Source organism: Xanthomonas sp. LMG 8993 (assembly GCF_009835065.2).
Taxonomy (GTDB): Bacteria; Pseudomonadota; Gammaproteobacteria; order Xanthomonadales; family Xanthomonadaceae; genus Xanthomonas; species Xanthomonas arboricola.
Genome location: NZ_QVIF02000012.1, coordinates 58,751 through 83,102 on the forward strand (window position 1 = coordinate 58,751; position 24,352 = coordinate 83,102).

Sequence of the window (24,352 nt, forward strand, 5' to 3'; positions counted from 1 at the left end):
GCCAAGCTGGTACAACGAAACTCAATAACCATGGAGTGCGGTCATGCAGTGGAAGCAACGCTTGGGCTTGGGCATTTTGTTGGCAATGGCGAATGTCAGCGGCGTGCAGGCAGTTCCCAGTGCCGCGCAGGTACAGGCACAGATGGAGGCCAGCATGAATATTGCAGGCGAATTGACGCTGACGCCGGACGGTACCGTTACGGAGGTCAAGCTCACCGACGAAGCAAGCCTGCCGCCAGTGGTCCGCGACCGCGTCAAACAATCGATCGCTTCCTGGCGCTTTGACCCTGTCAAAGACGATGGAAGCGCCTTGCCCGCGCAATTGCTGATGAATCTGCTGCTGGTCGCCAAGCCGGCCGATAACGGCACCTATTCCGTATCGATTCGCAGCGCGCATTTCGGCAGCCAGGAGCAAGCTGCAGCCAGCGTCGCTGCCAAGGACATGCCGGCACCTGCGTACCCTGAGCATGCGTTTCGAGAAGGTGTGACCGGGGTGGTCTATCTGCTGCTCAAGGTCGGGCGCGATGGCAAGGTCGAAGATCTGGTCGCCGAGCAGGTCAACCTGACCACGCTGGCGCCGGAATCCAAGCGCCCGCGCTGGCGCAAGGCGTTTGCCGACGTTGCAATCGCCAAGGCGCGAGGCTGGACATTTGTGCCGCCAACGCAAGGCGCCGAGGCCGACGCGCCGTACTGGGTCATGCGGGTTCCGGTCACCTTCGCCATCGAATCCTGGCCAGGCAATTCGATCGCTGCAAAGCAAGCCAAAAAGTGGCAATCCTATCTGCCGGGCCCGCGTCAGCCGGCGCCCTGGCACGAGCAGCGCGATGCGTCGGCATCGACCGACAGTCCGGATGCGCTGCCGGGTAGTGGCTTGTTCTCCGCACGCGGAGAAGGTGTGCGGCTGGTGACGCCGCTGCAAGGAACTTAAGCGCGAAGCCAACATCAGCGCGGCTGGCGAAGGTACCTCACGCCTGTTGCATGCAGAGCGGATGGTCTTGATCGTTGCCTGCCTGACGGCTTATCAGGGCTTGGCTACAAGGCCGCTGATCTGCCAGTTGGCTGCAGGGCCCTTGGCCCGCCCACCCTCGCGGGACACGCCGCAAGTACGTCCGTGTAGGCTCTTACGCGGCATCCATTCCGCGTAAGGTCCCGCGACGATGGGCGGGCAAGGACCCGTCGAGATGGTCGGTGTGCATGTTTGCGAGCAGAGCATGAGGTTTGTTGTTTGAGTCACAGCGCGTCCCACCAGCGTTCCATTTCAAGCCGAGAGAAGGCAGGCTTTTCAACAAGCACCCTGCAAAGCCTTCTGGCATCCCAACGCAGACGCGGCGATAGGCAGGTATTGGCCCCGCCGATCAACTTCCTGGTGCGGTGTCCTCGCCGCTTGCGGGACCGCGGGCGGCGAGGATGCCGCTCCCGAGCCTACACGTACGTACCTGCGGTGTGTCCCGCGAGCGGCGAGGGCACCGCGCACTCGACCAACCCGACTTGTGATTGCAAGCAACCACGCACCCACAAAAAAAGCCCCGCAATGCGGGGCTTTTTCTTGTCGAGAATACCGACCGACTCAGCGCTTCATCGAACTGAAGAACTCGTCGTTGGACTTGGTGGTCTTCATCTTGTCCAGCAGGAATTCCATCGCCGCGATTTCGTCCATCGGGTGCAGCAGCTTGCGCAGGATCCAGATCTTCTGCAGCAGCTCCGGCTCGATCAGCAGGTCTTCGCGACGCGTGCCCGAGCGGTTGATGTCGATCGCCGGGTACACGCGCTTTTCAGTGATGCGACGGTTCAGATGCACTTCGCTGTTGCCGGTGCCCTTGAACTCTTCGTAGATCACCTCGTCCATCTTGCTGCCGGTTTCCACCAGCGCCGTGGCGATGATGGTCAGCGAGCCGCCTTCTTCCACGTTACGGGCCGCACCGAAGAAGCGCTTCGGACGGTGCAGCGCGTTGGCGTCCACACCACCGGTGAGCACCTTGCCGGAGCTGGGCACCACGTTGTTGTAGGCGCGTGCCAGGCGGGTGATCGAGTCGAGCAGGATCACCACGTCCTTCTTGTGCTCGACCAGGCGCTTGGCCCGCTCGATCACCATCTCGGCGACCTGCACGTGGCGCGCGGCCGGTTCGTCGAAGGTGGAGGAGATGACCTCGCCGCGCACGGTGCGCTGCATTTCGGTCACTTCTTCCGGGCGCTCGTCGATCAGCAGCACGATCATGTGCACTTCGGGATGATTGCTGGTGATGGCCGTGGCCACCTGCTGCATCATCATCGTCTTACCGGCCTTGGGCGGGGAGACGATCAGCGCACGCTGGCCTTTACCCTGCGGCGCCATCAGATCCAGGATGCGGCCGGTGATGTCCTCGGTCGATCCATCGCCACGCTCCAGACGGAAGCGGCGACGCGGGAACAGCGGGGTCAGGTTCTCGAACAGCACCTTGTTCTTGCTGGCTTCCAGCGGCTCGCCATTGATGGTGTCGACGATCGACAGCGCGAAATAGCGTTCGCCGTCCTTCGGGAAGCGGATGCGGCCGGACAGGTGATCGCCGGTCCGCAGGTTGAAGCGGCGAATCTGGCTGGGCGAGATATAGGTGTCGTCCGGGCCGGCCAGGTAGCTGGCTTCTGCGGCACGCAGGAAGCCGAAGCCGTCGGGCAGGATTTCCAGTACACCGTCGGCGGCAACGCCTTCGCCGTGGCGGGTCAGCACCTTGAGCAGAGCGAAGATCACGTCCTGCTTGCGCGCGCGCGCCACGCCTTCCTGGATGTTGAGCTGGTCGGCGATATCCAGCAGCTTCTGCGCCGGCATCCGCTTGAGATCGCTCAGCGAGTAGACCGGGAAGCCTTCCGGCACGGCCGGGTGCGGGCGCGCGACGAACGGCTCGTTGCTGCCATCCGACGACGGCATGCCGCCGCCACCTTCGTTGCCGAAGCGGTCGCGTCCACGGTCGCGGCGGTTGCGGAAGCGGTCACGGCGGTTGCCCTGCTGGTTCTGCCCCTGCCCCTGACCTTGCTGATGCTGGCCGCCATTCTGGGCTTGGTCCTGACCCTGACCCTGACCTTGCGCCTGGGGCTGAGCCTGGTTCTGGCCCTGGCCACGGTGCTGCGCCTGATTCTGGTTCTGTTGCTGCTGCGCCTGATTGAAGCGCTGCTGCTGTGTCTGGCCACCCTCGCGGGAGTCGCCATGGGTGTCGTTGCCCTGGTTGCCCTGGTTGGGGCTGGGGGCGTTACCGGCATAGGACGCGCCATCGCCGGACGTCTGCGCCGGTGCCGAATCGGCAGCGTGCGACGGGGCCTGCGGGGCACGTGGAGCGTCGGGTGCGGGGCTGGCGGGCAAGGGCAGGTTGGGCTGCTGCGCGCCACCGTCGTCGGTGGCAGCGGCGGTCTTGCTCACGCGCGGCTTGCGCACGCGCTTCTCGACAGGAGCGTCGACGCTGCTCCCGGTATCGGAGGAAGGATGATCGGACAAGTGCGTGATTCCTCGCTAAGAGTGCGAGCGCCCGGCTGGGGGGCGAACTTTAGGTGATGGGAGTCTAGAAGAGGTTTCTAGAGGGGTACGTCGGCGCACGAACGTGCTCCGGATCAACTGACACTATCACCGCTGCGCGCAACCGCGCAAGCGCCTGCCGCAGCAGGATTTAACTGCTGGCGCATCACGGGGCGCCCATCGCTGGACGCCCACTCGCTCAGGCGGCCGCGCCGCCCAGGGTCTTGTCGATCATCTGGGTCAGCTGGCCCTTGCCAACCGCACCGATCTGGGTGGCCTGCACCTGGCCATCCTTGAACAGCAACAGCATCGGGATCGAACGCACGTGGTACTTGATGGCCAGGGCGCGGTTCTGGTCCACATTGACCTTGGCAACCTTCAGTCTGCCCTGGTATGTATCGGCCAGATCGTCCAGCACCGGGGCGATCATCTTGCAGGGTCCGCACCACTCGGCCCAGAAATCCACCAGCACCGGTTCGCCGGATTGCAGTACAGCTGTATCGAAGTCGGCATCGCCGACATGTTGAACCTTATCGCTCACGTTGGGTCTCCTGGAAACCAAAACGGCCCGCCCGAACGGGCAGGCCGCTACATTGCGTTAAACTGGGGCATTGCGCGACTGAATCAAGTGTCAGTCCTGAAGCCGCGCTGTCCGCCACAACAGCCGCAGTTTGCGACGCTGTCGGCATCGATGCAAGCCGCGCCCGGGCTGCCCAGGGCGCCTCACGAAGACGGAATAATGAGCGACAAACCGCTGACCGATTTGACTTTTTCCACGTTCGACCTGCATCCGGCGCTGATCGCCGGGCTGGAGAGCGCCGGGTTTACCCGCTGTACCCCGATCCAGGCGCTGACCCTGCCGGTCGCGCTGCCGGGCGGCGACGTCGCCGGCCAGGCCCAGACCGGCACCGGCAAGACCCTGGCGTTCCTGGTGGCGGTGATGAACCGCCTGCTGATCCGCCCGGCGCTGGCCGACCGCAAGCCGGAAGACCCGCGCGCGCTGATCCTGGCGCCGACCCGCGAGCTGGCGATCCAGATCCACAAGGATGCGGTCAAGTTCGGCGCCGACCTGGGCCTGCGCTTCGCGCTGGTCTACGGCGGGGTGGACTACGACAAGCAGCGCGAGCTGCTGCAGCAGGGCGTGGACGTGATCATCGCCACCCCGGGCCGGCTGATCGACTACGTCAAGCAGCACAAGGTGGTCTCGCTGCATGCCTGCGAGATCTGCGTGCTGGACGAAGCCGACCGCATGTTCGACCTGGGCTTCATCAAGGACATCCGCTTCCTGCTGCGGCGCATGCCCGAGCGCGGCACCCGCCAGACCCTGCTGTTCTCGGCCACGCTCAGCCACCGCGTGCTCGAGCTCGCCTACGAGCACATGAACGAGCCGGAAAAGCTGGTCGTCGAAACCGAGAGCATCACCGCCGCACGGGTGCGCCAGCGCATCTATTTCCCGTCTGACGAAGAGAAGCAGACGCTGCTGCTGGGCCTGCTGTCGCGCAGCGAAGGCGCGCGCACCATGGTGTTCGTCAATACCAAGGCGTTCGTCGAGCGCGTGGCGCGCACGCTGGAACGGCACGGCTACCGGGTCGGCGTGCTATCGGGCGACGTGCCGCAGAAGAAGCGCGAGTCGTTGCTCAACCGCTTCCAGAAGGGCCAGCTCGAAATCCTGGTCGCCACCGACGTGGCCGCGCGCGGCCTGCACATCGACGGCGTCAAGTACGTCTACAACTACGACCTGCCGTTCGATGCGGAAGACTACGTGCACCGTATCGGCCGTACCGCGCGGCTGGGCGAAGAGGGCGATGCGATCAGCTTCGCCTGCGAGCGCTATGCGATGAGCCTGCCGGACATCGAGGCCTATATCGAGCAGAAGATCCCGGTCGAGCCGGTGACCTCCGAGCTGCTGACGCCGCTGCCGCGTACCGCGCGTGTACCGGTGGAAGGCGAAGAGGCCGACGAGGATGCTGGCGACAGCGTGGGCACCATCTTCCGCGAGGCGCGCGAACAGCGTGCTGCCGAAGAGCAGCGCCGCGGCGGTGGTCGCAGCGGTTCGGGTGGCGCATCGCGCAGCGGCAGTGGCGGCGGTCGTCGCGACGGCGGCAGTGCCGATGGCAAGCCGCGTCCGCGTCGCAAGCCGCGTGTGGAGGGCGAAGCCCCGGCAGCGGCAGCGCCGGCCGAAACGCCGGTGGTTGTGGCGGCGTCGGTCGAGGCGCCTTCCACCATCGTGGCCGATGCCGAGCGCGCACCACGCAAGCGGCGCCGTCGTCGCAACGGCCGCCCGGTCGAAGGTGCCGAGCCGGCAGTGGCCTCCACACCGGTCGCCGCACCTGCCGCACCGCGCAAGCCCACCCAGGTGGTCGCCAAGCCGGTGCGCAGCGCCGCCAAGCCGTCCGGCAGCCCGTCGCTGCTGAGCCGCATCGGTCGTCGCCTGCGCTCGCTGGTGTCCGGCAACTGATCGCCTGCGGCCTGCGTCGCATTGCCGGGCTCCGGCGATGCGACGCAAGCGCTGGCGCTCCGGCATAATCGCTGAATGACCGTTCTGCGTTTCGACAACGTCAGCAAGCACTACGCCGGTGGCCACCAGGCGCTGACCGATGTCAGCTTCGAAGTGGCCGATGGCGAGATGCTGTTCGTGACCGGCCACTCCGGCGCCGGCAAAAGCACCCTGCTCAAATTGATCCACCTCAGCGAGCGGCCCAGCCAGGGCGCGGTGCTGCTGGGCGAACGCAACCTGCTCAAGGTGCGCGGCCGGCAGATTCCGCTGCACCGTCGCCAGGTGGGTGCGGTCTATCAGGACCATCGCCTGCTCAACGACCGCAGCATCGCCGAGAACGTGGCGTTGCCGCTGATCCTGCGCGGCACCCGGCGTGCCGAGATAGGCAAGCGCGTGCGCTCGGCATTGGAGCGGATCGGGCTGGCCCATCGCGAGCGGGCCTTGCCGTCGCAGTTGTCGGCCGGCGAGCAGCAGCGCGTGGGCATCGCCCGTGCCATCGTCGGCGAACCACGCCTGCTGGTGGCCGATGAGCCCACCGGCAATCTGGATCCGGCGCTGGCCGCGGAAATCATGCAGTTGTTCGCCGAACTGCCCGCGCGCGGCACCAGCGTGCTGGTGGTCAGCCATGACCTGGCCCTGCTCAAGCAGATGCGCAAGCGCGTGCTGATCCTGGATCACGGCCGCCTGGTCGACGACATCTCGCCGCAGGATCTGGCCGAATGAGCAAGCCCGCCAATACCGAAGCCGTCGCCCCCTCGCGGGTCGGCGTGTGGATCGACCACCATCTGCACAGCATCGCCTTCAGCCTGGGCCGTGCCATGCGCAAGCCGTGGGCCACCTTGCTGACCATCGTGGTGATGGCGCTGGCGCTGGCCTTGCCGCTGGGGCTGTCGATCGCGCTGGACAACGTCAAGTTGCTGGCCGGCAGCGTGCAGCAGTCGCGCGAGATCAACCTGTTCCTGAAGGTCGAGATCGGCGCCGAGGCCGCGCAGGCCCTGGCCGGCGAACTGCGTGCGCGCCCGGACGTTGCCCAGGTCGCGCTGCGCACGCCGGCGCAGGGGCTGACCGAACTGCGCGAGAGCGCCAAGCTCGACGAGGCGATCGATGCGCTGGGCGACAACCCGCTGCCGACGCTGCTGGTCGTCACGCCCAGCGAGACGGCCGACGATGCGCAGCTGGCCGGCGCGCTGCAGGCCTTGCCGCAGGCCGACCAGGTGCAGCACGACGCGCTGTGGCGCAAGCGCCTGGATGGCTGGCTGCACTTCGGCGAGCGGCTGGTGCAGGTGCTGTCGGCTCTGCTGGGTGTCGGCGCGGTGCTGGTGGTCGGCAATACGGTGCGGCTGGACATCCAGTCGCGGCGCGAGGAAATCGGCGTGCTGCAGTTGCTGGGCGCCAGCGATGGCTTCATCCGGCGTCCGTTCCTGTACCTGGGGGCCTGGTACGGGCTCGGTGCCGGCGCTGTGGCGCTCGCGCTGATCGCCGCCTCCGGGCTGGCACTGCGCGCGCCGTTGGCGACCCTGGCCGACAGTTACGGCAGCTCCTTTACCCTGCACGGGCTGGATCTGCTGCATTCTGCGCTGGTGCTGGTCGGCACCCTGGTCCTGGGCTGGCTGGGCGCCTGGCTGGTCACCGGCCATTTCCTTCGCCAGACCCGTCCCACCGAGACCTGAGGCCTGCCATGCATCCACCGGATCTCAAGCACCTGATCAGCGACGCGCCGCGTGTGATGGTGGTCGATGGCTCCAAGCTGGTGCGCAAGCTGATCGCCGATGTGTTACAGCGCGATCTGCCCAACGTGCAGGTGATCGGCTGCTCCAGCATCGCCGAGGCGCGCCAGGCGCTGGAAGCCGGGGCGGTGGATCTGGTCACCACTTCGCTGTCGCTGCCCGATGGCGATGGCCTGACCCTGGCGCGCAGCGTGCGCGAAGCGGCCGGCCAGGCCTATGTGCCGGTGATCGTGGTCTCCGGCGATGCGCAGCAGCATCTGGTGGAGCGCCGCTTCACCGAATACGTCACCGATTATTTCGACAAGGCGCTGGGCCACGAAGCCCTGGCGACCTTCATCCGCGGCTATGTGCAGCCCGAGCCGGTGGTCGGCGCGACCGTGCTGTACATCGAGGACAGCCGCGTGGTGGCCGAGGCGACCAAGCGCATGCTCGAGCGGCAGAGCCTGAAGGTGGTGCATGTGCTCACCGCCGAGGATGCCTTTGCGCTGCTCACCGCCGAATCGCTGGGCCGCACCGAGCGCCGCATCGACGTGGTGCTGACCGATGTGACCCTGAAGGGCGAGCTCAACGGCCGCGACGTGGTCGAGCGCATCCGCATCGACTTCGCCTACGGCAAGCGTCGCCTGCCGGTGCTGGTGATGACCGGCGACACCAATCCGCGCAACCAGTCCGAGCTGCTGCGCGCCGGCGCCAACGACCTGGTGCAGAAACCCATCGAAGAACGTCTGCTGGTGACCAAGGTGCTGTTCCAGCTGCGCCTGGCACGGCTCGAGGACCAGGCTGTCACGCTATGACCGAAGTGGCTGAAGTGGAAGCGCGTATCCAGCTGGAACCGTCGTGGAAGGCGCGGGTGGGCGATTGGTTGCTGCGCCCGGAAATGCAGGAGCTGTCCGCATTCCTGCGCCAGCGCAAGGCGGCCGGGGCGCGGGTGTTCCCGCCGGGCCCGCAGATCTTTGCGGCCTTCGACGCCACCCCGTTCGAGCAGGTCAAGGTGGTGATCCTGGGCCAAGACCCGTATCACGGTGAAGGCCAGGCGCATGGGCTGTGCTTCTCGGTGCTGCCCGGGGTGCCGGTGCCGCCGTCGCTGCTCAACATCTACAAGGAGATCCAGGACGACCTGGGCATCGCACGTCCGGACCATGGCTATCTGATGCCGTGGGCGCGCCAGGGCGTGCTGCTGCTCAATGCGGTGCTGACGGTGGAGCAGGGCCGTGCCGGCGCGCACCAGAACAAGGGCTGGGAAGGCTTCACCGACCATGTGGTGGAGACCCTCAACCGCGAGCGCGAAGGTCTGGTGTTCCTGCTCTGGGGCAGCTACGCGCAGTCCAAGGGCAAGGTCATCGACCAGGCGCGCCATCGCGTGTTCAAGGCCCCGCATCCCTCGCCGTTGTCGGCGCATCGCGGCTTTCTGGGCTGCCAGCACTTCTCCAAGACCAACGAGCACCTGCAGCGCCGCGGGCTGGGCCCGATCGACTGGTCGCTGCCGCCCCGCAACGCGCTGGACACCACTCCGGCCAGCGGCTGAACGGTACCGGCGCCGGCCCGTTTCGCGGCGGCTTTGTCACGGTCTGCGCAGGGCGGCGGTGGTAGCGTAGATGCTCGAAGTCGGGGAGCTTCGCCGTAGAACGACGGCGACGCAAAAAGCCCGAACGTCCTATAAATGGAACGCTGGGAACTTTTTCTGTACCCGGCAGTCCAATAGTTCGACTGCTAAGATGGTGCCCTATGAACCAGATCACCTCGACTGCCCTAGTGGCAAACAATCTCCCGATTCCCAGTGCGCTCGGTTCGCTGGACGCCTACATCGGTGCCGTGCACCAGATCCCGGTGCTGTCGGTCGATGAGGAACAGAATCTTGCCCGTCGCTTCCGTGACGAGCTGGATCTGGACGCCGCGCGCGAGCTGGTCCATTCCCACCTGCGCTTCGTGGTGCACGTCGCTCGCGGCTACAACGGCTACGGCCTGCCGCTGGGCGACCTGATCCAGGAAGGCAACATCGGCCTGATGAAGGCGGTCAAGCGCTTCGACCCGGAAATGGGCGTGCGCCTGGTCAGTTTCGCGGTGCATTGGATCCGTGCCGAGATGCACGAGTTCATCCTGAAGAACTGGCGCATCGTCAAGGTCGCCACGACCAAGGCGCAGCGCAAGCTGTTCTTCAACCTGCGCAAGTCCAAGACCCGCCTGGGCTGGCTCAATGCGTCCGAGGTGACTGCGGTCGCCAAGGACCTGAACGTCTCCGAGCGCGAAGTGATGGAGATGGAGTCGCGTCTGTCCGGTCGCGATATCGGCTTCGATGCCTCGTCCGACGAAGACGACGATCATGGTCCGCCGTCGCCGGTGAGCTACCTGGTGGCCAACGACGAAGATCCGTCGCAGGCCTACGAGCGCCACGACAGCGAAGACAATCAGCTGCAGTTGCTGCGCGAAGGCATGGCCGGCCTGGACACGCGCTCGCGCGACATCGTCAAGCGCCGCTGGCTGGACTCCGACTCCAAGGTGACGCTGCAGGAGCTGGCCGACGAGTACGGCGTGTCGGCCGAGCGTATCCGCCAGATCGAGGCGAATGCGCTGAAGAAGATGAAGGCACTGTTCGTGGCCTGATCTCTCGATCATGCCCCAGGTGTCGTACAAACGGCCCGGTCTTCCGGGCCGTTTGCATGTGGGCTGCCGGTGCTGCGTCGAGTCCGACGACGCGTGGTTGTTCGTCGTGGTCGCTCGCCGATGATCGACCGCGCGCTGCGCCCGCCCGCGCTATTCCGGCAGGCGCGCCACCGGCAGATGCCAGCCGTAGCGGATGGCCATGAAACGCAGCCCGAAACAGACCAGCGCGCCGGTCGCCAGCGACCAGGCCTGCGGCACTGCGAGCATGTGCCCGATCGCGACCAGGCCGCCACCGGCCAGCGCGGCGACCGCATACAGCTCGGCCTGCAGCACCACCGGCGTCCGCGCCACCAGCAGATCACGCGCGATGCCGCCGCCGATGCCGCTGAGCATGCCGAGTAAGGTCGCGCTGAGCGGGCTGAGTTGGTAATCGAGCGCCTTGCTGGTGCCGTACACCGCAAACAGCGCCAACCCGGCCGCGTCGAACAACTGCACCGGGTTGCGCAGCCGTTCCACCGCCGCATGCCAGTAGAAACCGGCCACGCCGGCCAGGCAGGCGACCAGCAGGTACTGCGGATGCACCAGCGCGGCCGGCGGGGTGGCGCCGATCAGCACATCGCGCACGATGCCGCCGGACACAGCCGCCGCGCACGACAGCACCAGTACGCCGAACAGATCCAGGCGATTGCGCACCGCCACGGTCGCGCCGCTGAGGGCGAACACGAAGGTGCCGAGCAGATCCAGCAGGAACAGGAGAGTGGTCACGATCAGACCGTCGCATCAGGCCGCACAGCATCGCGCACGGCCTGCGCCGCTGTCATCCGTCCTTGCTGCTGGGCGGCGGATCGTCGGTGGCACCGCCGAAGATGATGCGCGCGGCGCGCTGGTAGCTCCAGTACGCCATCGCCCAGTTCACCAGCACCACGAACCGGTTGCGGAAACCGATCAGGAAGTACACGTGCGCGGCCAGCCAGAACCACCAGGCCACGATGCCGGAGAGCTTGAGCTTGCCGACATGCACGATGGCGGCCATGCGGCCGATCGTGGCCAAGTTGCCGTAGTCCTGGTAACGGAAGGCTGGTGCAGGCTGGCTGCGGTGGCGGGCGCGGATCGCCTTGGCGATGTGCTTGCCCATCTGCTTTGCTGCCGGTGCCACACCTGGTACCGGGCGGCCGTCTTGCTGGACCGAGGCCAGGTCGCCGCCGACGAAGATCTCCGGGTGACCGGGTACGCTCAGGTCCGGCTCCACCAGCACGCGGCCGGCACGATCCAGCGGCACGCCCAGCGTGCGCGCCAGCGGCGATGCCGCCACGCCGGCGGCCCACACCACGGTGCGTGCAGGCACGAAGGTGTCGCCGAGCTGATAGCCCAGCGCATCGATGTGGGTGACCGGCGTGCCGGTGTGCACCTCCACGCCCAGGCGCTCGAGCTGCTTGCGCGCCTTGGCGGTGAGATCGTCCGGGAACGAGGGCAGCACGCGCGGGCCGGCTTCGACCAGGCGCACGCGCGCCTGCTGCGGGTCGATATGGCGGAATTCGTTCTTGAGCGTGTGGCGGGCGATCTCGGCCAGCGTGCCGGCCAGCTCGACGCCGGTCGGGCCGCCGCCGACCACGGCAAAACTCAGCCAGGCCGCGCGTGCGGCCGGGTCGGACTCTGCCTCGGCGCGCTCGAAGGCGAGCAGCAACTTGCGCCGCAGCACCAGCGCGTCGTACAGCGTCTTCAGGCCGGGCGCATGCTCGGCCCATTGATCGTTGCCGAAGTAGGCATGGGTGGCGCCGGTGGCCAGCAGCAGCATGTCGTAGCCGAGCGTGCTGCCGTCGGCGAGCACCACCTCACGGCGGGCCGGTGCGATTTCGGCGACGTCGCCGAGCAGCACTTCGACATTGCGCTGCTCGCGCAGGATATGGCGCAGCGGCGCGGCGATATCCGGTGCCGACAGGCCGGCGGTGGCGACCTGGTACAGCAGCGGCTGGAACAGGTGATGGTTCTGGCGGTCGATCAGGGTGATGCGGATGCCGGGATCGTCGAGTGCGCGGGTGGCCCATAAGCCGGCGAAACCGCCGCCAACCACAACCAGGTGCAGCGGAGCTTGGGAGGGGGAAGAAGTCATCGTAAGGTCCGATGGATTGCGACGCGGGCTCATCAGCATGCCGCATCGGTAATGAACATGCCGCCTGGACCCGGCCTGCCTGCGGCATCATGTCGCATCTCATCCACATGATGACCGCATGCCGTCGCTACCCCCACCGTTGCCGCCGCTGTCGCCACCGCCATCCGCTTCTCCGGCGATGGCACCGGCTGCCGCGCGTGCGCCCGGACAGAAGCTCAGCGGCGTCACACTCGGCCTGATCGGGCTGGCGACCTGCGTGGTGCTGTTCGGCATGCTGGTGCTGGGCGCGCTCGGCTGGCTGATCGTGTTCGGCTGGTCGCTGTTTGCCGACCAGGCACGCGCCGCGCTGCAGGACGATGCGGTGGTGCAGGAACAGATCGGCCAGATCCACACGATGCGGGTGGATCTGGTGCGCACCGGTCTGGCGCCGGGTGACGACGATTTCGTGTTCACGGTGGAAGGCGATCGCGGCCGCGGCCGCGTGCATGCCACCTGGGTCAGCGGCGGGTCCGAGCGCGAGATCCTGAGCGATGGCGTGTTGACCATGCACGATGGCAGCCAGTACACGCTGCCGTCGGCCGATGCCGCCGACACCGAAATCGACACCGACTCTGCCGACACCTTCGAGGAATGACCATGATCGACAATCCCGACAAACGCATCGCCTTGCTGATCGATGCCGACAACGCGCCGGCCGGCAAGATCGACGTGGTGCTGGCCGAAGTGGCGCGCTATGGCGTGGCCAACGTGCGCCGCGCCTACGGCAACTGGAAGAGTCCGCACCTGAAGAGCTGGGAAGCGGCGCTGCACGAATACGCGATCCGGCCGATCCAGCAATTTGCCTACAGCTCGGGCAAGAACGCCTCGGACATGGCGATGGTGATCGATGCGATGGACCTGTTGTATGCACGCAATCTGGATGGCTTTGCGATCGTTTCCAGCGATGCGGATTTCACTCCGTTGGTGATGCGTCTGCTCACCGATGGCATGAAGGTGTATGGCTTCGGCGAGAAGAAAACCCCGGCGCCGTTCGTCAATGCCTGTTCCAAATTCACCTATGTCGAAGCGCTGGGCGAGCAGGCGGCAGCGGCCAGCGACACCGCCGCCGGCCGCAAGGATGCCACCGCGCTGCGCGGCGACACCCGGCTGGTGCAGATGCTGCGCAATGCGATCGACAGTGCCTGCGAAGACGATGGCTGGGCGCATCTGGGCGCGGTGGGCAAGCAGGTGGCCAACCAGGCCTCGTTCGACCCACGCAACTACGGTTATCGCAAACTCAGCGACCTGGTGCGTGCGATCGGCCTGTTCGAGATCAAGCAGGACGAGCAGGCCCTGTGGGTGCGCGATGCGCCCAAGGGCGGGCGGGCGAAAGCAGCGCAGCCAGCGGCCGCCGTCGCCACGCAGGCGTCCACCGCGAAGCGTCCGGCGCGCGCGACCCCCAAACCGCCAGCAGGGAAATGACGATGGCTGACGCTGCGATGCAACCGGCGGCAGGAAACGCCTCGATCACGCTATGGGGGCGGCGCAATTCCAGCAATGTCCGCAAGGTGCTGTGGTGCGCCGAAGAAGCCGGGGTGCCGTACACCTCGATCGAAGTCGGTGGTGCGTTTGGTCGTAACGACACGCCCGAGTATCGCGCGTTGAATCCCAACGGTCTGGTGCCGACGATGCAGGATGGTGAGTTGGTGCTGTGGGAGTCCAATGCGATCGTGCGCTACCTGGCCGCGCAATATGCGCCGGCCCTGTATCCGCAGGCACCGGCCGAACGCGCGCTGGGCGATCGCTGGATGGACTGGACCACCTCGACGTTTGCCGGCGTGTTTCGCGACCTGTTCTGGGGCGTGCTGCGCACACCGGAACCCGAGCGCGATCCTGCGCGCATCGCCGCGGCGCTGGCGCACTCGGGCGACCTGCTCGCACGCGCGGATGCGGCCCTGGCGCAGCAGCCGTATCTGTCCGGCGCGCAATTTGCGATGGGCGATATTCCACTGGGCAGCTTCATCTACGCCTGGTTCGAAATGCCGATCGAGCGGCCCGAGCTGCCACATCTGCAGGCGTGGTACCAGCGCCTGCGCGCACGGCCTGCGTACCAGCGTGGCGTGATGACCGCGCTGACCTGAGTTTCGCGTTTCCGCTCAGGCCAACATGGCCCATGGCAGACACCGCACGCGCTGCCGACACGGCACGTTGCTGCAAGGACATGCGCCTCATACATCGCGCGGCCAAATAGCCCGCGTTCTCTGTAGGAGCGCACTTGTGCGCGAGGGCATTCCCAGTAACGCCCCATCGCGCGCAAGCGCGCTCCTACAAAAACGTGAGGACACGTGCGGCCTGTTCGCTCGCGGTGTTGTAGGAGCGCACCCGGGCGCGAGGGCATTCCCGGTAACGCCACATCGCGCCCAGGTGCGCTCCTACGCAAGCTGGGTACACGGTGGTCTGGCTGCAGCCCCGCGTGCGATACGCCCGCCCTAATACAGATCGATCGGATCCACATCCAGCGACCAGCGTACGCGCCGCGCCTGCGGCAACGCATAGACCGCAGGCAGTTGCGCATCCAGCAGACGATGCAGCGCCGAGCGCTGTTGCGCGGACAACAGCAACTGGGTGCGCTGGAAACCGGCGCGACGTGGCATCGGTGCCGGCATCGGGCCGTAGCACTCCACTGCGGCAAACGCAGGCGATTGTGCGGTGCTGTCTGCCGTGGTCAGGCCGCGCACCGCCATCAGGAACTGGTTGGCCGCGGCCACGTCCTTGGCCTCGGCGCGGAACAGCGCCAGATGCGCGAACGGCGGAAATCCCGCGGCCTCGCGCTGCTGCAATTCGGCATCGGCGAAGGCGTGGTAGCCGCCGTTGACCAGGGTCTGCAGCAGGGGATGTTCGGGGTGATGGGTCTGCAGCCAGACCTCGCCGGGGCGGTCGGCGCGGCCGGCGCGTCCGGCCACCTGGATCAGCTGCTGGGAGAGCTTTTCGGCGGCACGGAAGTCGGCCGAGAACAGGCCTTCGTCGATGCCGACCACCACCACCATGGTCAGCCGTGGCAGATCGTGGCCCTTGGCCAGGATCTGGGTGCCGACCAGGATGCCGGCCTCGCTGCCCAGGCGCGCCAGCTGGGTCTCCAGCGCGTCGCGGCGCTGGGTGGTGCTGCGGTCGATGCGCACCACCGGAAACTCCGGGAACGCTTCGGTCAGGCGTTCTTCCAGCCGCTCGGTGCCGATGCCTTGCGGCTGCAGCGCCAGGCTGGCGCAGGCCGGGCAGGCCAGCGGTGCCTGCTGGCGCGCGCCGCAGTGATGGCATTGCAGGCGCCGCCCGCCGGCGTGCACGGTCATCGGGGTCTGGTGCAGCGGCGTGCTGCAGCGCTGGCAGGCGGCAGTCCAGCCGCAGTCGTGGCACAGCAGCACCGGCGCATAGCCGCGGCGGTTCTTGAACACCAGTACCTGCTCGCCGCGCGCCAGGGTGGCGCCGATGCCGGCCAGCACCTCCGGCGACAGGCCGTCCTTGAGCGGGCGCTTGCGCACGTCGAGCACGCGCACGCGCGGCGGACGCGCCTCGCCGGCGCGGCGCGACAGGCGCAGATGCCGGTAGCGGCCGGAATAGGCGTTGTGCAGGCTCTCCAGCGACGGCGTGGCGCTGCCCAGGATCACCGGCACATCCAGCGCCTTGCCGCGCACCAGCGCGAAATCGCGGGCGTGATAGCGGATGCCGTCCTGCTGTTTGTAGCTGCCGTCGTGTTCTTCGTCGATCACGATCAGCCCGGCATTGGGCAGCGGGGTGAACACCGCCGAACGCGTGCCGACGATCAGCTTGGCTTCGCCGCGCCAGGCCGCCGCCCACACCCGCGCACGTTCGCCGTCAGACAGCCCCGAATGCAGCGCGTGCACCGGCACGCCCAGGCGGGCGCGGAAGCGGCCCAGCGTCTGCGGGGTCAGGCCGATCTCCGGCACCAGCACCAGCGCCTGGCGGCCAGCCGCCAGGCAGTCGGCGATCGCCTGCAGGTAGACCTCGGTCTTGCCGCTGCCGGTGACGCCATCGAGCAGATAGGTGGCAAAACCGCGCTGCGCACGGATGGCGTCGGCGGCGGCCTGCTGTTCGTCGTTGAGCTGCGGGCCGTTGCCGGGACGGGGCGGGATGCTGTCGGCCGGCACCGCCACGCGCTCGGCATGGCCGCGCTTGACCAGGCTGCGTGCGGCCTCGCGCCACTGCGGCAGCAAGGGGTCCAGCTGTTCTTCGCCCAGCGCACCGGTCAGCAGCAGGGCGGCCAGCAAGGCGGGGCGGCTGCCGGCGCGCAGGCTGGCGGCGCCGGTGCGCCCGGCCTCGGTGAGCTGCCAGGCCCAGGCATGGGTGTCGGCCAGCGGCTCGCCGCGGCGCAACGGGCCGGGCAGGGCGCTGGACTGGGCCTCGCCCAGCGGTGCGTGGGTGTAGCGCGCCAGCCACTGCAGCGAACGCGCCAGCTCCTCGACCAGCAGCGGGGCGTCGTCGCACCAGGCCAGCGCCGGGCGCAGTCCTTCGGCGGAGGCCAACTGGCCGATCTCCACCACCACCCCGACCAGCTCGCGCGGCCCGAACGGCACCCGCACCCGGCAGCCGACCCGCGCGGGGTCGGTCAGCGGCGCGTCGGCCGGAGGCAGATAGTCGAACAGTTGGGGCAGCGGCACCGGCAGGGCGACGCGCAAGGTGGCGACGGTCGAAGACATCCGGTCAGTCTACCGACCCTGTCCAGTACCCGGCAGACGCCGCTCGGTCGTCTCCGAATCGGTGCTTCGGCTTACGACGCGTTTGTGTGACGGAAGTGATAAATCCGACGTAAACCTATGTGAGGACTAGGGAAACGGGTTTATCCACACTGCCTGTGGATAAACCTGTGAATTAGTCTCGTGCTCCACGCTGTGAAGGCGGATTCACTAGCTTCTGCAACCTGTTGGACATTTTTTCGCCAATCGGCTTAAAGCGATAAGGATCAATCACTTAGGCGTGAAACACGAATGCAACAAAGAAAAATCAACAGTTGACAGACGCCCGCGTATCGGCATGTCTGCCGCTGTGCACAACCTGCGCAGGTGACGGCAGTCGATGGCACCGGGACGCAGCGCAGCCGGGTCGATCTGTCAAGCCATCGGCGGGGGCCGATTGCGTCGGTATCATGCCGGCCGATGCTGGAGTTCCCATGACCGTAGTCCCCGACGCCCCCGTCACCCCTGCCGCGCTGTCTGCTTTCCTGCGCGGTGTCGAACGCCGGGGTCTGGTACTCGCACAACTGCAATGCGGCGATGGCGCGGCGGCCGAGCGGGCCCTGGCGGCGGCGTTGCGTGCGTTCAGCAGCCAGGCGGCGGGTCGCCCGATGGCCGGCTGGCCGATGCGCTTCTGGAGCCTGCTGGCAACGGCACCGCCGCTGCGGCGCGAGCCCATGCCGGGGACCTGGCTGCCGCCGTTCACCGCACTGGGGCGGATGCAGACCAGCGACCGGCTGGCGCTGCTGCTGCGTATCGTGGCCGGGCTGGAAGAAGAGCCTGCCAGCGAGGTGCAGGGCATCGAGGTGGCGGCCTATCGGCAGTCGCTGGCCCGTGCCTGCCCACGCGATGCGGCCGGCAACCCGGATGCGCAGGCCTGGCGGGCCCTGGCCGAGGCGGCGCAGCAGGAGTTGCGCGAGCTCAGCCCGGCGCAGGTCAGCCGGCTGGCACAGCTCCGCGAGTCGGCCCTGGCAGGCATGCCGCTGCAGCCTGTCGCGGCCGCGCCTGCGGCCGCCGCCGAAGCGCGCCGCCCGGCCGCGCCGCGCCACCGTCCTGCACGCCAGTGGCAGTGGCCGCGGATCGACCGCCGCCACGCCGGCCTCGTGCTGGCCGTGCTGGCGTTGGCGCTGCTGCTTGCGGCGCTGGGCTGGTGGTGGACGCATCGCCGCCCGGCCCTGCCGCCCGAGCCGGTCTCGCAGGCCCCGGCCGGCGTGCTGCACGTCACCGATGCAGCGCCGGTGCTGGTGGAAGACCTTCCCGCCGCCGACTTGCCGGAGGCGGTGGCAAACCCCGGCCTGGATCCGCGCGACCAGGCGATGCTGGCCGACCCGGACCTGGAACTGGCGCGTTCGGCCGATTTCTACGCCTGGTATGCGGCCGGCCATCCGGTGCCGGCCGACGAATCCGGCGCGCATGCCACCACCGCCGACCAGCCTGCCGCCACCCTGGAGACCGTCGATGACGACAATTAAGTGGTGCGGCCTGCTGGCGTTGGCTGTTGTCGGCATGGCCGCTGCGCAGACCCTGCCGGCGCCGTTGGAGGAAGGCAACGCGACTGCGCCCGCCGGCATGCCGACGCCCGCAGCCGCCACTGCCGCAACCCCGAGCGCCGCGCAGCAGCGCGCGCGCTGGGACGCATTGACGCCGGCCCAGCGGGCCGAGCTGCGCGCCCGTTATGCGGCCTGGAAAGGGCTCACCGCCACCGACCGGGTGGTATTGCGGCAGGCACGCGAGCGTCTGCATGGCTTGCCCGACGACCAGCAGCGCGCGCTGCGCACGCAGTTCACCGCGATGGATCGCCTGCATCGCGATGGCTGGCGCCTGGGCTCGCAGCTGGGTGCGTTCTATCCGCAGTTGCAGCCCCTGATCGGCTACGTGCCGCCAGCGCAGCGCGATACGCTGCTGGCGGCGTTGCGCAGCCTGGACGCCGGGCAGCTGGAACAGCTGGCGATGCTGGCACAACGCACCCCGCCGCAGGAGCGCGATGGCTTGCGCGATGCCCTGCTTGCGCAGGCGCCGGCAACGCGCAGCGCCTGGTTGAAGCGCCAGCTGGCGCGCTGATTGGCAGCGGCGGGACTGCGCCGCTGCAGCCCCCTGCGTCGGCGTCGTCTCCACGCGTGCTCGGTGTCCATCCTCGATACCGGGCAGTCGGGCCGGACACCGAGCCGAGAGCCTGCGGGGCTGCCGCCTTCGGCGATGCGTGCGCGAAGCGGCGGGCGTCACGAAGGACACGGACCGCGCTGAAGCCCGGGCATTCCGTTCCGCTGACCAGCCACGCCGGCCGCTCATTGCCGCGCATCTCCCGCCTTACGCCTTGCCGCCGACAACCGCTGCCCGTGTCGCAAGTGCGGGTAAGATAGCGGCCCCACGCGACCCGGTGCCAGCGCCTCCCGGCACGGCCGTAGTCCGCGCAGCGATCGGTTGTCATGTCTGTCTCTCCTGTACCCACCTCCGCGACGCCGCGTTTCGGCGCGGAAGTGCGCACCACCGGCCTGCTCGCATTGCCGCTGGTACTCGGTCACGTCTCCACCGGCCTGATCGGATTTGTCGATAACGTCATCGCCGGTCACCACGGCACCGCCACGCTGGCGGCGGTCACCATCGGCACCTCGCTGCTGTGGCTGCCGATGCTGGTGCCGATCGGCACGCTGATCTCGTTGACCGCCTCGGTCTCGCAGCTGCGTGGCGCCGGCCGCGAGCGCGAGATCGGCCCGCTGTTCCGCCAGGCCCTGTGGCTGTCGCTGGGACTGGGCGCGGTGATGTTCGCGTTCCTCAGTGCGGTGCCGCCGCTGTTGCCCACCTTCGGGATTGCGCCGGACATCGTGCCGGGCGCGACCGACTTCCTGCACGCGGTGCGCTGGGGCGGGCCGGCGCTGACGTTCTACTTCTGCATGCGCTATCTCAGCGAGGGCATGCACTGGACCCTGCCGACCATGCTGCTGGGCTTTGGCGGCCTGCTAGTGCTGGCGCCGCTGGGTTATGCGCTGACCTATGGCAAGTTCGGCGTTGCCGAGCACGGTGCGCAGGGCCTGGGCATGGCCTCGGCGGTCACCATGTGGGTGCAGGCCAGTGTGTTTGCGCTGTATCTGTGGCGCTCGCGCCGCTTCGCGCACCTGCAGTTGTTCGCCCATTTCGAAGGCCCGCGCTGGCGTGCGATCGGCGATCTGTTGCGCACCGGTCTGCCGATCGGCATCACCGTGCTGATGGAGGGCGGCCTGTTCATCGTCACCGCCTTGCTGATCGGCCGGCTCGGCTCCACCGAAGCGGCCGCGCACCAGATTGCGATCAACGTCGCGCAGCTGTGTTTCATGATTCCGATGGGCGTGGCCGAGGCGACCACCGTGCGGGTCGGGCATGCGGTCGGGCGCGGCGATCCGCTCGGCATGCGGCGCGCGGCCTGGGCCGGTTACGCCATCGTGCTGGGCACCCAGGCGCTGTCGGCCAGCGTGCTGTTGCTGGGCCACGATGCCATCGTGAGCGTCTATACCGACGATGTGGCGGTGGCCGCGCTGGCCTCGGTGCTGCTGCTGTTTGCCGCCACGTTCCAGTTTCCCGACGGCATCCAGGTGCTTTCCAGCGGCGCGCTGCGTGGGCTCAAGGACACCCGTGTGCCGATGTTCCTGGCGATGTTCTCGTACTGGGGTGTCGGCATGCCGATCGGCGCCGGGCTCGGCCTGGGGCTGGGCTGGGGGCCGCAAGGCATGTGGATCGGCCTGATTCTGGGTCTGACCGTGGCGTCGGTCCTGATGGGCTTGCGCTTCCGGCAGACCAGCCGGCGGCTGACTGCCGGCACGGCCCCCTGACTTCCAGCGCATGCCGCGCGCACCGCGCAGCCGGTATGCTGGACACCATTGAATTGTATGCAGCGTCTTTCGACGGAGTTTTCCATGAACCACCCCGTGCATCGCAGTCCCATCGCCAGTTTCTTCGTCGGCCTGTGGGATGTGATGAATTTCACCCGGCGCCTGATCTTCAACTTGGTGTTCTTCGGCTTCCTGTTCCTGGTGCTGCTGCTGTTTGTGGTGGCGATCGCGCGTGGCGACGGCAGCAAGCCGCTGGCCGAGCGCACCACCCTGGTGATCAACCCCGAAGGCACGCTGGTCGAGCAGTTCAGCGCCGACCCGGTGAGCCGGTCGCTGGCCAAGGCGGTCGGTGACAAGAGCGCCGAGGAAGTGCAGCTGCGCGACCTGGTGCGGGTGATCGAGGCCGCCGGCAAGGATCGCAAGATCGAGCGGGTGGTGTTGAACCTGGACAAGTTTCAGCCCGCCGGTTTTGCCTCGCAGCGCGAAGTGGCCGCGGCGTTGCAGAAGCTGCGCGCCTCCGGCAAGCAGATCGTCGCCTTCAGCGAGAGCATGAGCCAGGGCCAGTACCTGCTGGCCGCACAGGCCAACGAGGTCTATCTCGACCCGATGGGCAGCGTGCTGCTGGAAGGGCTTGGCCGTTATCGCCAGTATTTTCGCGAGGGCCTGCAGGACAAGCTCGGCGTGGACGTGCATCTGTTCCGCGTGGGCGAATACAAGTCCGCCGCCGAGCCGTACATCCTCGATGCCGCTTCGGCCGACGCCAAGGAAGCGGACCTGTTCTGGATGAACGACGTGTGGCAGCGCTACCTGGCCGATGTCGGCAAGGCGCGCAAGCTGAGCCCGGCGCAGCTGACCGCCGGCATCGACACGCTGCCCGAGGGCGTGGCCGCCGCCGGTGGCGATCTGGCCAAGTTCGCGCTGCAGCAGAAGCTGGTCGACGGGCTCAAGACCCGCGAGGACGTCGATGCGCTGCTGACCAAGCGCGGCGTGGCCGACAGCGACGCCGACAGCGGCTTTCGCAACATCGGCTTCAACGATTATCTGAGCCAGCTGCAGGCGCAGCGCTCGCCGATGGACAGCCGTCCGCAGGTGGCCGTGGTGGTGGCCGCTGGCGAGATCAGTGGTGGCGAGCAGCCGGCCGGCCGCATCGGTGGCGAGTCCACCGCCGCGTTGCTGCGCCAGGCGCGCGACGACGACGAGGTCAAGGCGGTGGTGCTGCGTGTGGATTCGCCCGGCGGCGAAGTGTTCGCTTCCGAGCAGATCCGTCGCGAGGTGGTCGCGCTCAAGCAGGCCGGCAAGCCGGTGGTGGTGTCGATGGGCGATCTGGCCGCCTCGGGCGGTTACTGGATCAGCATGAACGCCGATCGCATCTATGCCGACCCGTCGACCATCAGTGGCTCGATCGGTATCTTCGGCATGGTGCCCAACCTGACCCGCGCGCTGGACAAGATCGGCGTGCACACCGATGGCGTGGGCACCACGCGCTTTGCCGGTGCCTTCGACATCACCCGTCCGCTGGACCCCGCCGCCGGCCAGGTGATCCAGGCGGTGATCAACAAGGGCTACGCCGACTTCACCGGCAAGGTGGCGCAGGCGCGGCATCAGTCGGTGGACGCCATCGACAAGGTCGCACGCGGCCGCGTGTGGAGCGGTGCGCAGGCCAGGCAGCATGGCCTGGTGGACGCGTTCGGTGGCATGTCCGAAGCGGTGGCCGATGCGGCCGACCGCGCCAAGTTGAGCCGCGGCAAGTTCCGCGTGCGCTACGTGGAAAAGCCGGCGACGCCGTTCTCGCAGTTCATGAGCGGATTTGCCGGCAGCCGCATGGGCGCCTGGGTGCTGGGCGACTCGGGCATGGCGCGCGCACTGTTGGCGCGCTCGCTGCCGGAAGTGGACACGCAGTTGCGCTTCGTCGAAGACGCCGTGCACGACAGCAAGGCGGGCGGCACCCCGGTCAAGTCGCTGGCGTACTGCTTCTGCGGCTTCTGACGCGGCATGTTCGCAACCTGATGGATCGACAACGCCGGCCCTGTGCCGGCGTTGTTGTATCTGCGCTCAGGCGATGCAGCAATGCGGGCGCGCCAGCAGCGCAAGAATGGCAGAACGCACGGCGCCACGATCACAGGCAATCAGCCATCGGTCGAGCGACCTCACGCGTGTTTGCCGTATGCGCAGATGTAGTGATCGCCTTGCGCTCAATCGCAGGCGCGCACGCGCAGTTGCTGCGTCGACAAAAAACGCGCGTGCTTCAGACGTCAGGCTTCGGCTACTGTGTGGCCGCATCGATCGCCTTGCGTTGATCGTCTGCGGCCTGATCGCTTGCCGCCTGCACTGCGTGCGCCTTGTTCAACGGTTCCTGGATGTGGTCGCGCAGGGCGGTGGCCTGCGGCTCGGGCTTCTGCTCGGTGGGCGCAGGTTGCGGCCGCTGACAGGCGCCCAGCAGCAACGTCAAGCTGATCGCAAGAATCCAATGCCGTTTCATCGTCGTGACCTCGCTCGGGGTGGCGGTATCCTAACGCCCGGGCCGCAGGCATGCGTCAAGCGCGCTGCTGCGGCCGTTTCCTGCGTCTTGAAAGAGGATGACCCACGTGACAACTCACCGTTGGCGGCTGGATGGACAGACCGCGCTCATCACCGGCGCCAGCGCCGGCATTGGCTTTGCCATCGCGCGCGAATTGCTGGCCTTCGGCGCGGACCTGCTGATGGTGGCGCGCGATGCCGATGCGCTGGCGCAGGCGCGCGACGAGTTGGCCGAGGAATTTCCCGAGCGCGAGCTGCATGGGCTGGCCGCCGATGTGGCCGACGACGAAGAGCGGCGCGCGATTCTGGATTGGGTGGAAGACCATGCCGATGGCCTGCACCTGCTGATCAACAATGCCGGCGGCAACATCACCCGCGCGGCAATCGATTACACCGAAGACCAGTGGCGCGGCATCTTCGAAACCAATGTGTTCGCCGCTTTCGAGTTGTCGCGTTATGCGCACCCGTTGCTGACCCGCCACGCGGCGTCGGCGATCGTCAACGTCGGCAGCGTCTCCGGCATCACCCATGTGCGCAGCGGCGCGCCGTACGGCATGACCAAGGCCGCGCTGCAGCAGATGACCCGCAACCTGGCGGTGGAATGGGCCGAGGACGGCATCCGCGTCAACGCGGTGGCGCCGTGGTACATCCGCACCCGTCGCACCTCCGGGCCATTGTCGGATCCGGATTACTACGAGCAGGTCATCGAGCGCACCCCGATGCGCCGCATCGGCGAACCGGAAGAAGTGGCCGCCGCCGTCGGTTTCCTGTGCCTGCCGGCCGCCAGTTACATCACCGGCGAATGCATCGCGGTGGATGGCGGCTTCCTGCGCTACGGGTTCTGACACGCCTGCGTGCGTGGTCGCGCGGACAGTGCCTGCGCATGGCATCG

21 protein-coding genes are annotated in these 24,352 nt (G+C 67.6%); 15 read left to right on the top strand and 6 right to left on the bottom strand.

Annotated elements, in window-relative coordinates; genetic code table 11:
* Positions 1–43: 43 nt before the first annotated feature.
* Positions 44–928, top strand: a complete 885-nt coding sequence (locus DYQ94_RS18500) for an energy transducer TonB (RefSeq protein ID WP_104575632.1) — start codon at positions 44–46, stop codon at positions 926–928.
* A gap of 639 nt (positions 929–1,567) precedes the next feature.
* On the opposite strand, the gene rho is transcribed toward DYQ94_RS18500, so the two are convergent.
* Together rho and trxA are read right to left on the bottom strand one after the other, a co-directional pair.
* Entirely contained in the window at positions 1,568–3,463 is a 1,896-nt protein-coding gene (gene rho / locus DYQ94_RS18505) for a transcription termination factor Rho (protein ID WP_160955061.1), read from the bottom strand.
* A gap of 217 nt (positions 3,464–3,680) precedes the next feature.
* A complete protein-coding gene (gene trxA / locus DYQ94_RS18510) occupies positions 3,681–4,022 on the bottom strand; it encodes a thioredoxin TrxA (RefSeq protein ID WP_005923050.1) in 342 nt (113 codons plus the stop codon).
* Positions 4,023–4,220: 198 nt separating this feature from the next.
* On the opposite strand from trxA, the gene rhlB reads away from it, so the two are divergent.
* The 6 genes from rhlB to rpoH all read left to right on the top strand — a co-directional run bounded on the left by rhlB (position 4,221) and on the right by rpoH (position 10,306).
* Complete coding sequence (gene rhlB / locus DYQ94_RS18515; protein WP_126966516.1) at positions 4,221–5,939, top strand: ATP-dependent RNA helicase RhlB; 1,719 nt, start codon at positions 4,221–4,223, stop codon at positions 5,937–5,939.
* Positions 5,940–6,014: 75 nt separating this feature from the next.
* A complete protein-coding gene (ftsE, locus tag DYQ94_RS18520) occupies positions 6,015–6,701 on the top strand; it encodes a cell division ATP-binding protein FtsE (RefSeq protein ID WP_016903688.1) in 687 nt (228 codons plus the stop codon).
* Positions 6,698–7,648: a permease-like cell division protein FtsX gene (ftsX, locus tag DYQ94_RS18525; protein ID WP_016903687.1), complete on the top strand. Its 951-nt coding sequence runs from the start codon at positions 6,698–6,700 to the stop codon at positions 7,646–7,648. The genes ftsE and ftsX overlap by 4 nt, the downstream gene beginning before the upstream one ends.
* An 8-nt stretch (positions 7,649–7,656) precedes the next feature.
* A complete protein-coding gene (locus tag DYQ94_RS18530; RefSeq protein ID WP_016903686.1) occupies positions 7,657–8,499 on the top strand; it encodes a response regulator in 843 nt (280 codons plus the stop codon).
* 5 nt (positions 8,500–8,504) lie between these two features.
* The gene (gene ung, locus DYQ94_RS18535; protein ID WP_054591102.1) at positions 8,505–9,230 is read left to right on the top strand and encodes a uracil-DNA glycosylase; all 726 of its coding nucleotides are present in this window, start codon (positions 8,505–8,507) and stop codon (positions 9,228–9,230) included.
* Positions 9,231–9,430: 200 nt separating this feature from the next.
* Positions 9,431–10,306, top strand: coding sequence for an RNA polymerase sigma factor RpoH (rpoH, locus tag DYQ94_RS18540; protein WP_024938885.1), 876 nt, complete (start codon positions 9,431–9,433; stop codon positions 10,304–10,306).
* Between the two features lie 150 nt (positions 10,307–10,456).
* On the opposite strand, the gene DYQ94_RS18545 is transcribed toward rpoH, so the two are convergent.
* Both DYQ94_RS18545 and DYQ94_RS18550 read right to left on the bottom strand, forming a co-directional pair.
* The gene (locus DYQ94_RS18545) at positions 10,457–11,071 is read right to left on the bottom strand and encodes a trimeric intracellular cation channel family protein (protein ID WP_016903683.1); all 615 of its coding nucleotides are present in this window, start codon (positions 11,069–11,071) and stop codon (positions 10,457–10,459) included.
* A 52-nt stretch (positions 11,072–11,123) separates the two neighbouring features.
* Positions 11,124–12,416, bottom strand: coding sequence for an NAD(P)/FAD-dependent oxidoreductase (locus tag DYQ94_RS18550; RefSeq protein ID WP_024938886.1), 1,293 nt, complete (start codon positions 12,414–12,416; stop codon positions 11,124–11,126).
* 118 nt (positions 12,417–12,534) lie between these two features.
* Here DYQ94_RS18550 and DYQ94_RS18555 point away from each other — a divergent pair, with 118 nt between their 5' ends.
* From DYQ94_RS18555 to DYQ94_RS18565, 3 genes are read left to right on the top strand one after another with little or no spacing between them, the layout of a single operon-like run.
* Positions 12,535–13,050 (top strand): hypothetical protein, encoded by a 516-nt coding sequence (locus DYQ94_RS18555; protein WP_126966517.1) that lies wholly within the window; start codon positions 12,535–12,537, stop codon positions 13,048–13,050.
* Positions 13,047–13,877, top strand: a complete 831-nt coding sequence (locus DYQ94_RS18560) for an NYN domain-containing protein (RefSeq protein WP_024938888.1) — start codon at positions 13,047–13,049, stop codon at positions 13,875–13,877. The genes DYQ94_RS18555 and DYQ94_RS18560 overlap by 4 nt, the downstream gene beginning before the upstream one ends.
* Positions 13,878–13,879: 2 nt before the next feature.
* Complete coding sequence (locus tag DYQ94_RS18565; RefSeq protein WP_160955060.1) at positions 13,880–14,536, top strand: glutathione S-transferase family protein; 657 nt, start codon at positions 13,880–13,882, stop codon at positions 14,534–14,536.
* A 348-nt stretch (positions 14,537–14,884) separates the two neighbouring features.
* Here DYQ94_RS18565 and DYQ94_RS18570 read toward each other — a convergent pair whose 3' ends face one another.
* Positions 14,885–17,107: a primosomal protein N' gene (locus DYQ94_RS18570; protein ID WP_126966518.1), complete on the bottom strand. Its 2,223-nt coding sequence runs from the start codon at positions 17,105–17,107 to the stop codon at positions 14,885–14,887.
* Between the two features lie 470 nt (positions 17,108–17,577).
* On the opposite strand from DYQ94_RS18570, the gene DYQ94_RS18575 reads away from it, so the two are divergent.
* From DYQ94_RS18575 to sppA, 4 genes are all read left to right on the top strand, one after another.
* Positions 17,578–18,612, top strand: a complete 1,035-nt coding sequence (locus tag DYQ94_RS18575) for a hypothetical protein (protein ID WP_160955059.1) — start codon at positions 17,578–17,580, stop codon at positions 18,610–18,612.
* Positions 18,599–19,201, top strand: a complete 603-nt coding sequence (locus DYQ94_RS18580) for a DUF3106 domain-containing protein (protein WP_039515368.1) — start codon at positions 18,599–18,601, stop codon at positions 19,199–19,201. Before DYQ94_RS18575 ends, DYQ94_RS18580 begins: the two co-directional genes overlap by 14 nt.
* A 365-nt stretch (positions 19,202–19,566) precedes the next feature.
* A complete protein-coding gene (locus tag DYQ94_RS18585; RefSeq protein ID WP_024938536.1) occupies positions 19,567–20,943 on the top strand; it encodes an MATE family efflux transporter in 1,377 nt (458 codons plus the stop codon).
* 84 nt (positions 20,944–21,027) lie between these two features.
* Positions 21,028–22,929, top strand: a complete 1,902-nt coding sequence (gene sppA, locus DYQ94_RS18590) for a signal peptide peptidase SppA (protein WP_160955057.1) — start codon at positions 21,028–21,030, stop codon at positions 22,927–22,929.
* 277 nt (positions 22,930–23,206) lie between these two features.
* On the opposite strand, the gene DYQ94_RS18595 is transcribed toward sppA, so the two are convergent.
* Positions 23,207–23,422: a hypothetical protein gene (locus DYQ94_RS18595; protein WP_016903674.1), complete on the bottom strand. Its 216-nt coding sequence runs from the start codon at positions 23,420–23,422 to the stop codon at positions 23,207–23,209.
* 106 nt (positions 23,423–23,528) lie between these two features.
* Between DYQ94_RS18595 and DYQ94_RS18600 the strand changes: the two genes are divergently transcribed.
* The gene (locus DYQ94_RS18600) at positions 23,529–24,305 is read left to right on the top strand and encodes an SDR family oxidoreductase (RefSeq protein ID WP_024938534.1); all 777 of its coding nucleotides are present in this window, start codon (positions 23,529–23,531) and stop codon (positions 24,303–24,305) included.
* The last annotated feature ends 47 nt before the right edge of the window (positions 24,306–24,352 follow it).

Coding starts and splice junctions, on each gene's coding strand:
- DYQ94_RS18500 (WP_104575632.1), top strand. CDS start 44: ATGCAGTGGAAGCAACGCTTGGGCTTGGGCATTTTGTTGGCAATGGCG.
- rhlB (WP_126966516.1), top strand. CDS start 4,221: ATGAGCGACAAACCGCTGACCGATTTGACTTTTTCCACGTTCGACCTG.
- ftsE (WP_016903688.1), top strand. CDS start 6,015: ATGACCGTTCTGCGTTTCGACAACGTCAGCAAGCACTACGCCGGTGGC.
- ftsX (WP_016903687.1), top strand. CDS start 6,698: ATGAGCAAGCCCGCCAATACCGAAGCCGTCGCCCCCTCGCGGGTCGGC.
- DYQ94_RS18530 (WP_016903686.1), top strand. CDS start 7,657: ATGCATCCACCGGATCTCAAGCACCTGATCAGCGACGCGCCGCGTGTG.
- rpoH (WP_024938885.1), top strand. CDS start 9,431: ATGAACCAGATCACCTCGACTGCCCTAGTGGCAAACAATCTCCCGATT.
- DYQ94_RS18550 (WP_024938886.1), bottom strand. CDS start 12,416: ATGACTTCTTCCCCCTCCCAAGCTCCGCTGCACCTGGTTGTGGTTGGC.
- DYQ94_RS18555 (WP_126966517.1), top strand. CDS start 12,535: ATGCCGTCGCTACCCCCACCGTTGCCGCCGCTGTCGCCACCGCCATCC.
- DYQ94_RS18560 (WP_024938888.1), top strand. CDS start 13,047: ATGACCATGATCGACAATCCCGACAAACGCATCGCCTTGCTGATCGAT.
- DYQ94_RS18565 (WP_160955060.1), top strand. CDS start 13,880: ATGGCTGACGCTGCGATGCAACCGGCGGCAGGAAACGCCTCGATCACG.
- DYQ94_RS18570 (WP_126966518.1), bottom strand. CDS start 17,107: ATGTCTTCGACCGTCGCCACCTTGCGCGTCGCCCTGCCGGTGCCGCTG.
- DYQ94_RS18575 (WP_160955059.1), top strand. CDS start 17,578: ATGACCGTAGTCCCCGACGCCCCCGTCACCCCTGCCGCGCTGTCTGCT.
- DYQ94_RS18580 (WP_039515368.1), top strand. CDS start 18,599: ATGACGACAATTAAGTGGTGCGGCCTGCTGGCGTTGGCTGTTGTCGGC.
- DYQ94_RS18585 (WP_024938536.1), top strand. CDS start 19,567: ATGTCTGTCTCTCCTGTACCCACCTCCGCGACGCCGCGTTTCGGCGCG.
- sppA (WP_160955057.1), top strand. CDS start 21,028: ATGAACCACCCCGTGCATCGCAGTCCCATCGCCAGTTTCTTCGTCGGC.
- DYQ94_RS18595 (WP_016903674.1), bottom strand. CDS start 23,422: ATGAAACGGCATTGGATTCTTGCGATCAGCTTGACGTTGCTGCTGGGC.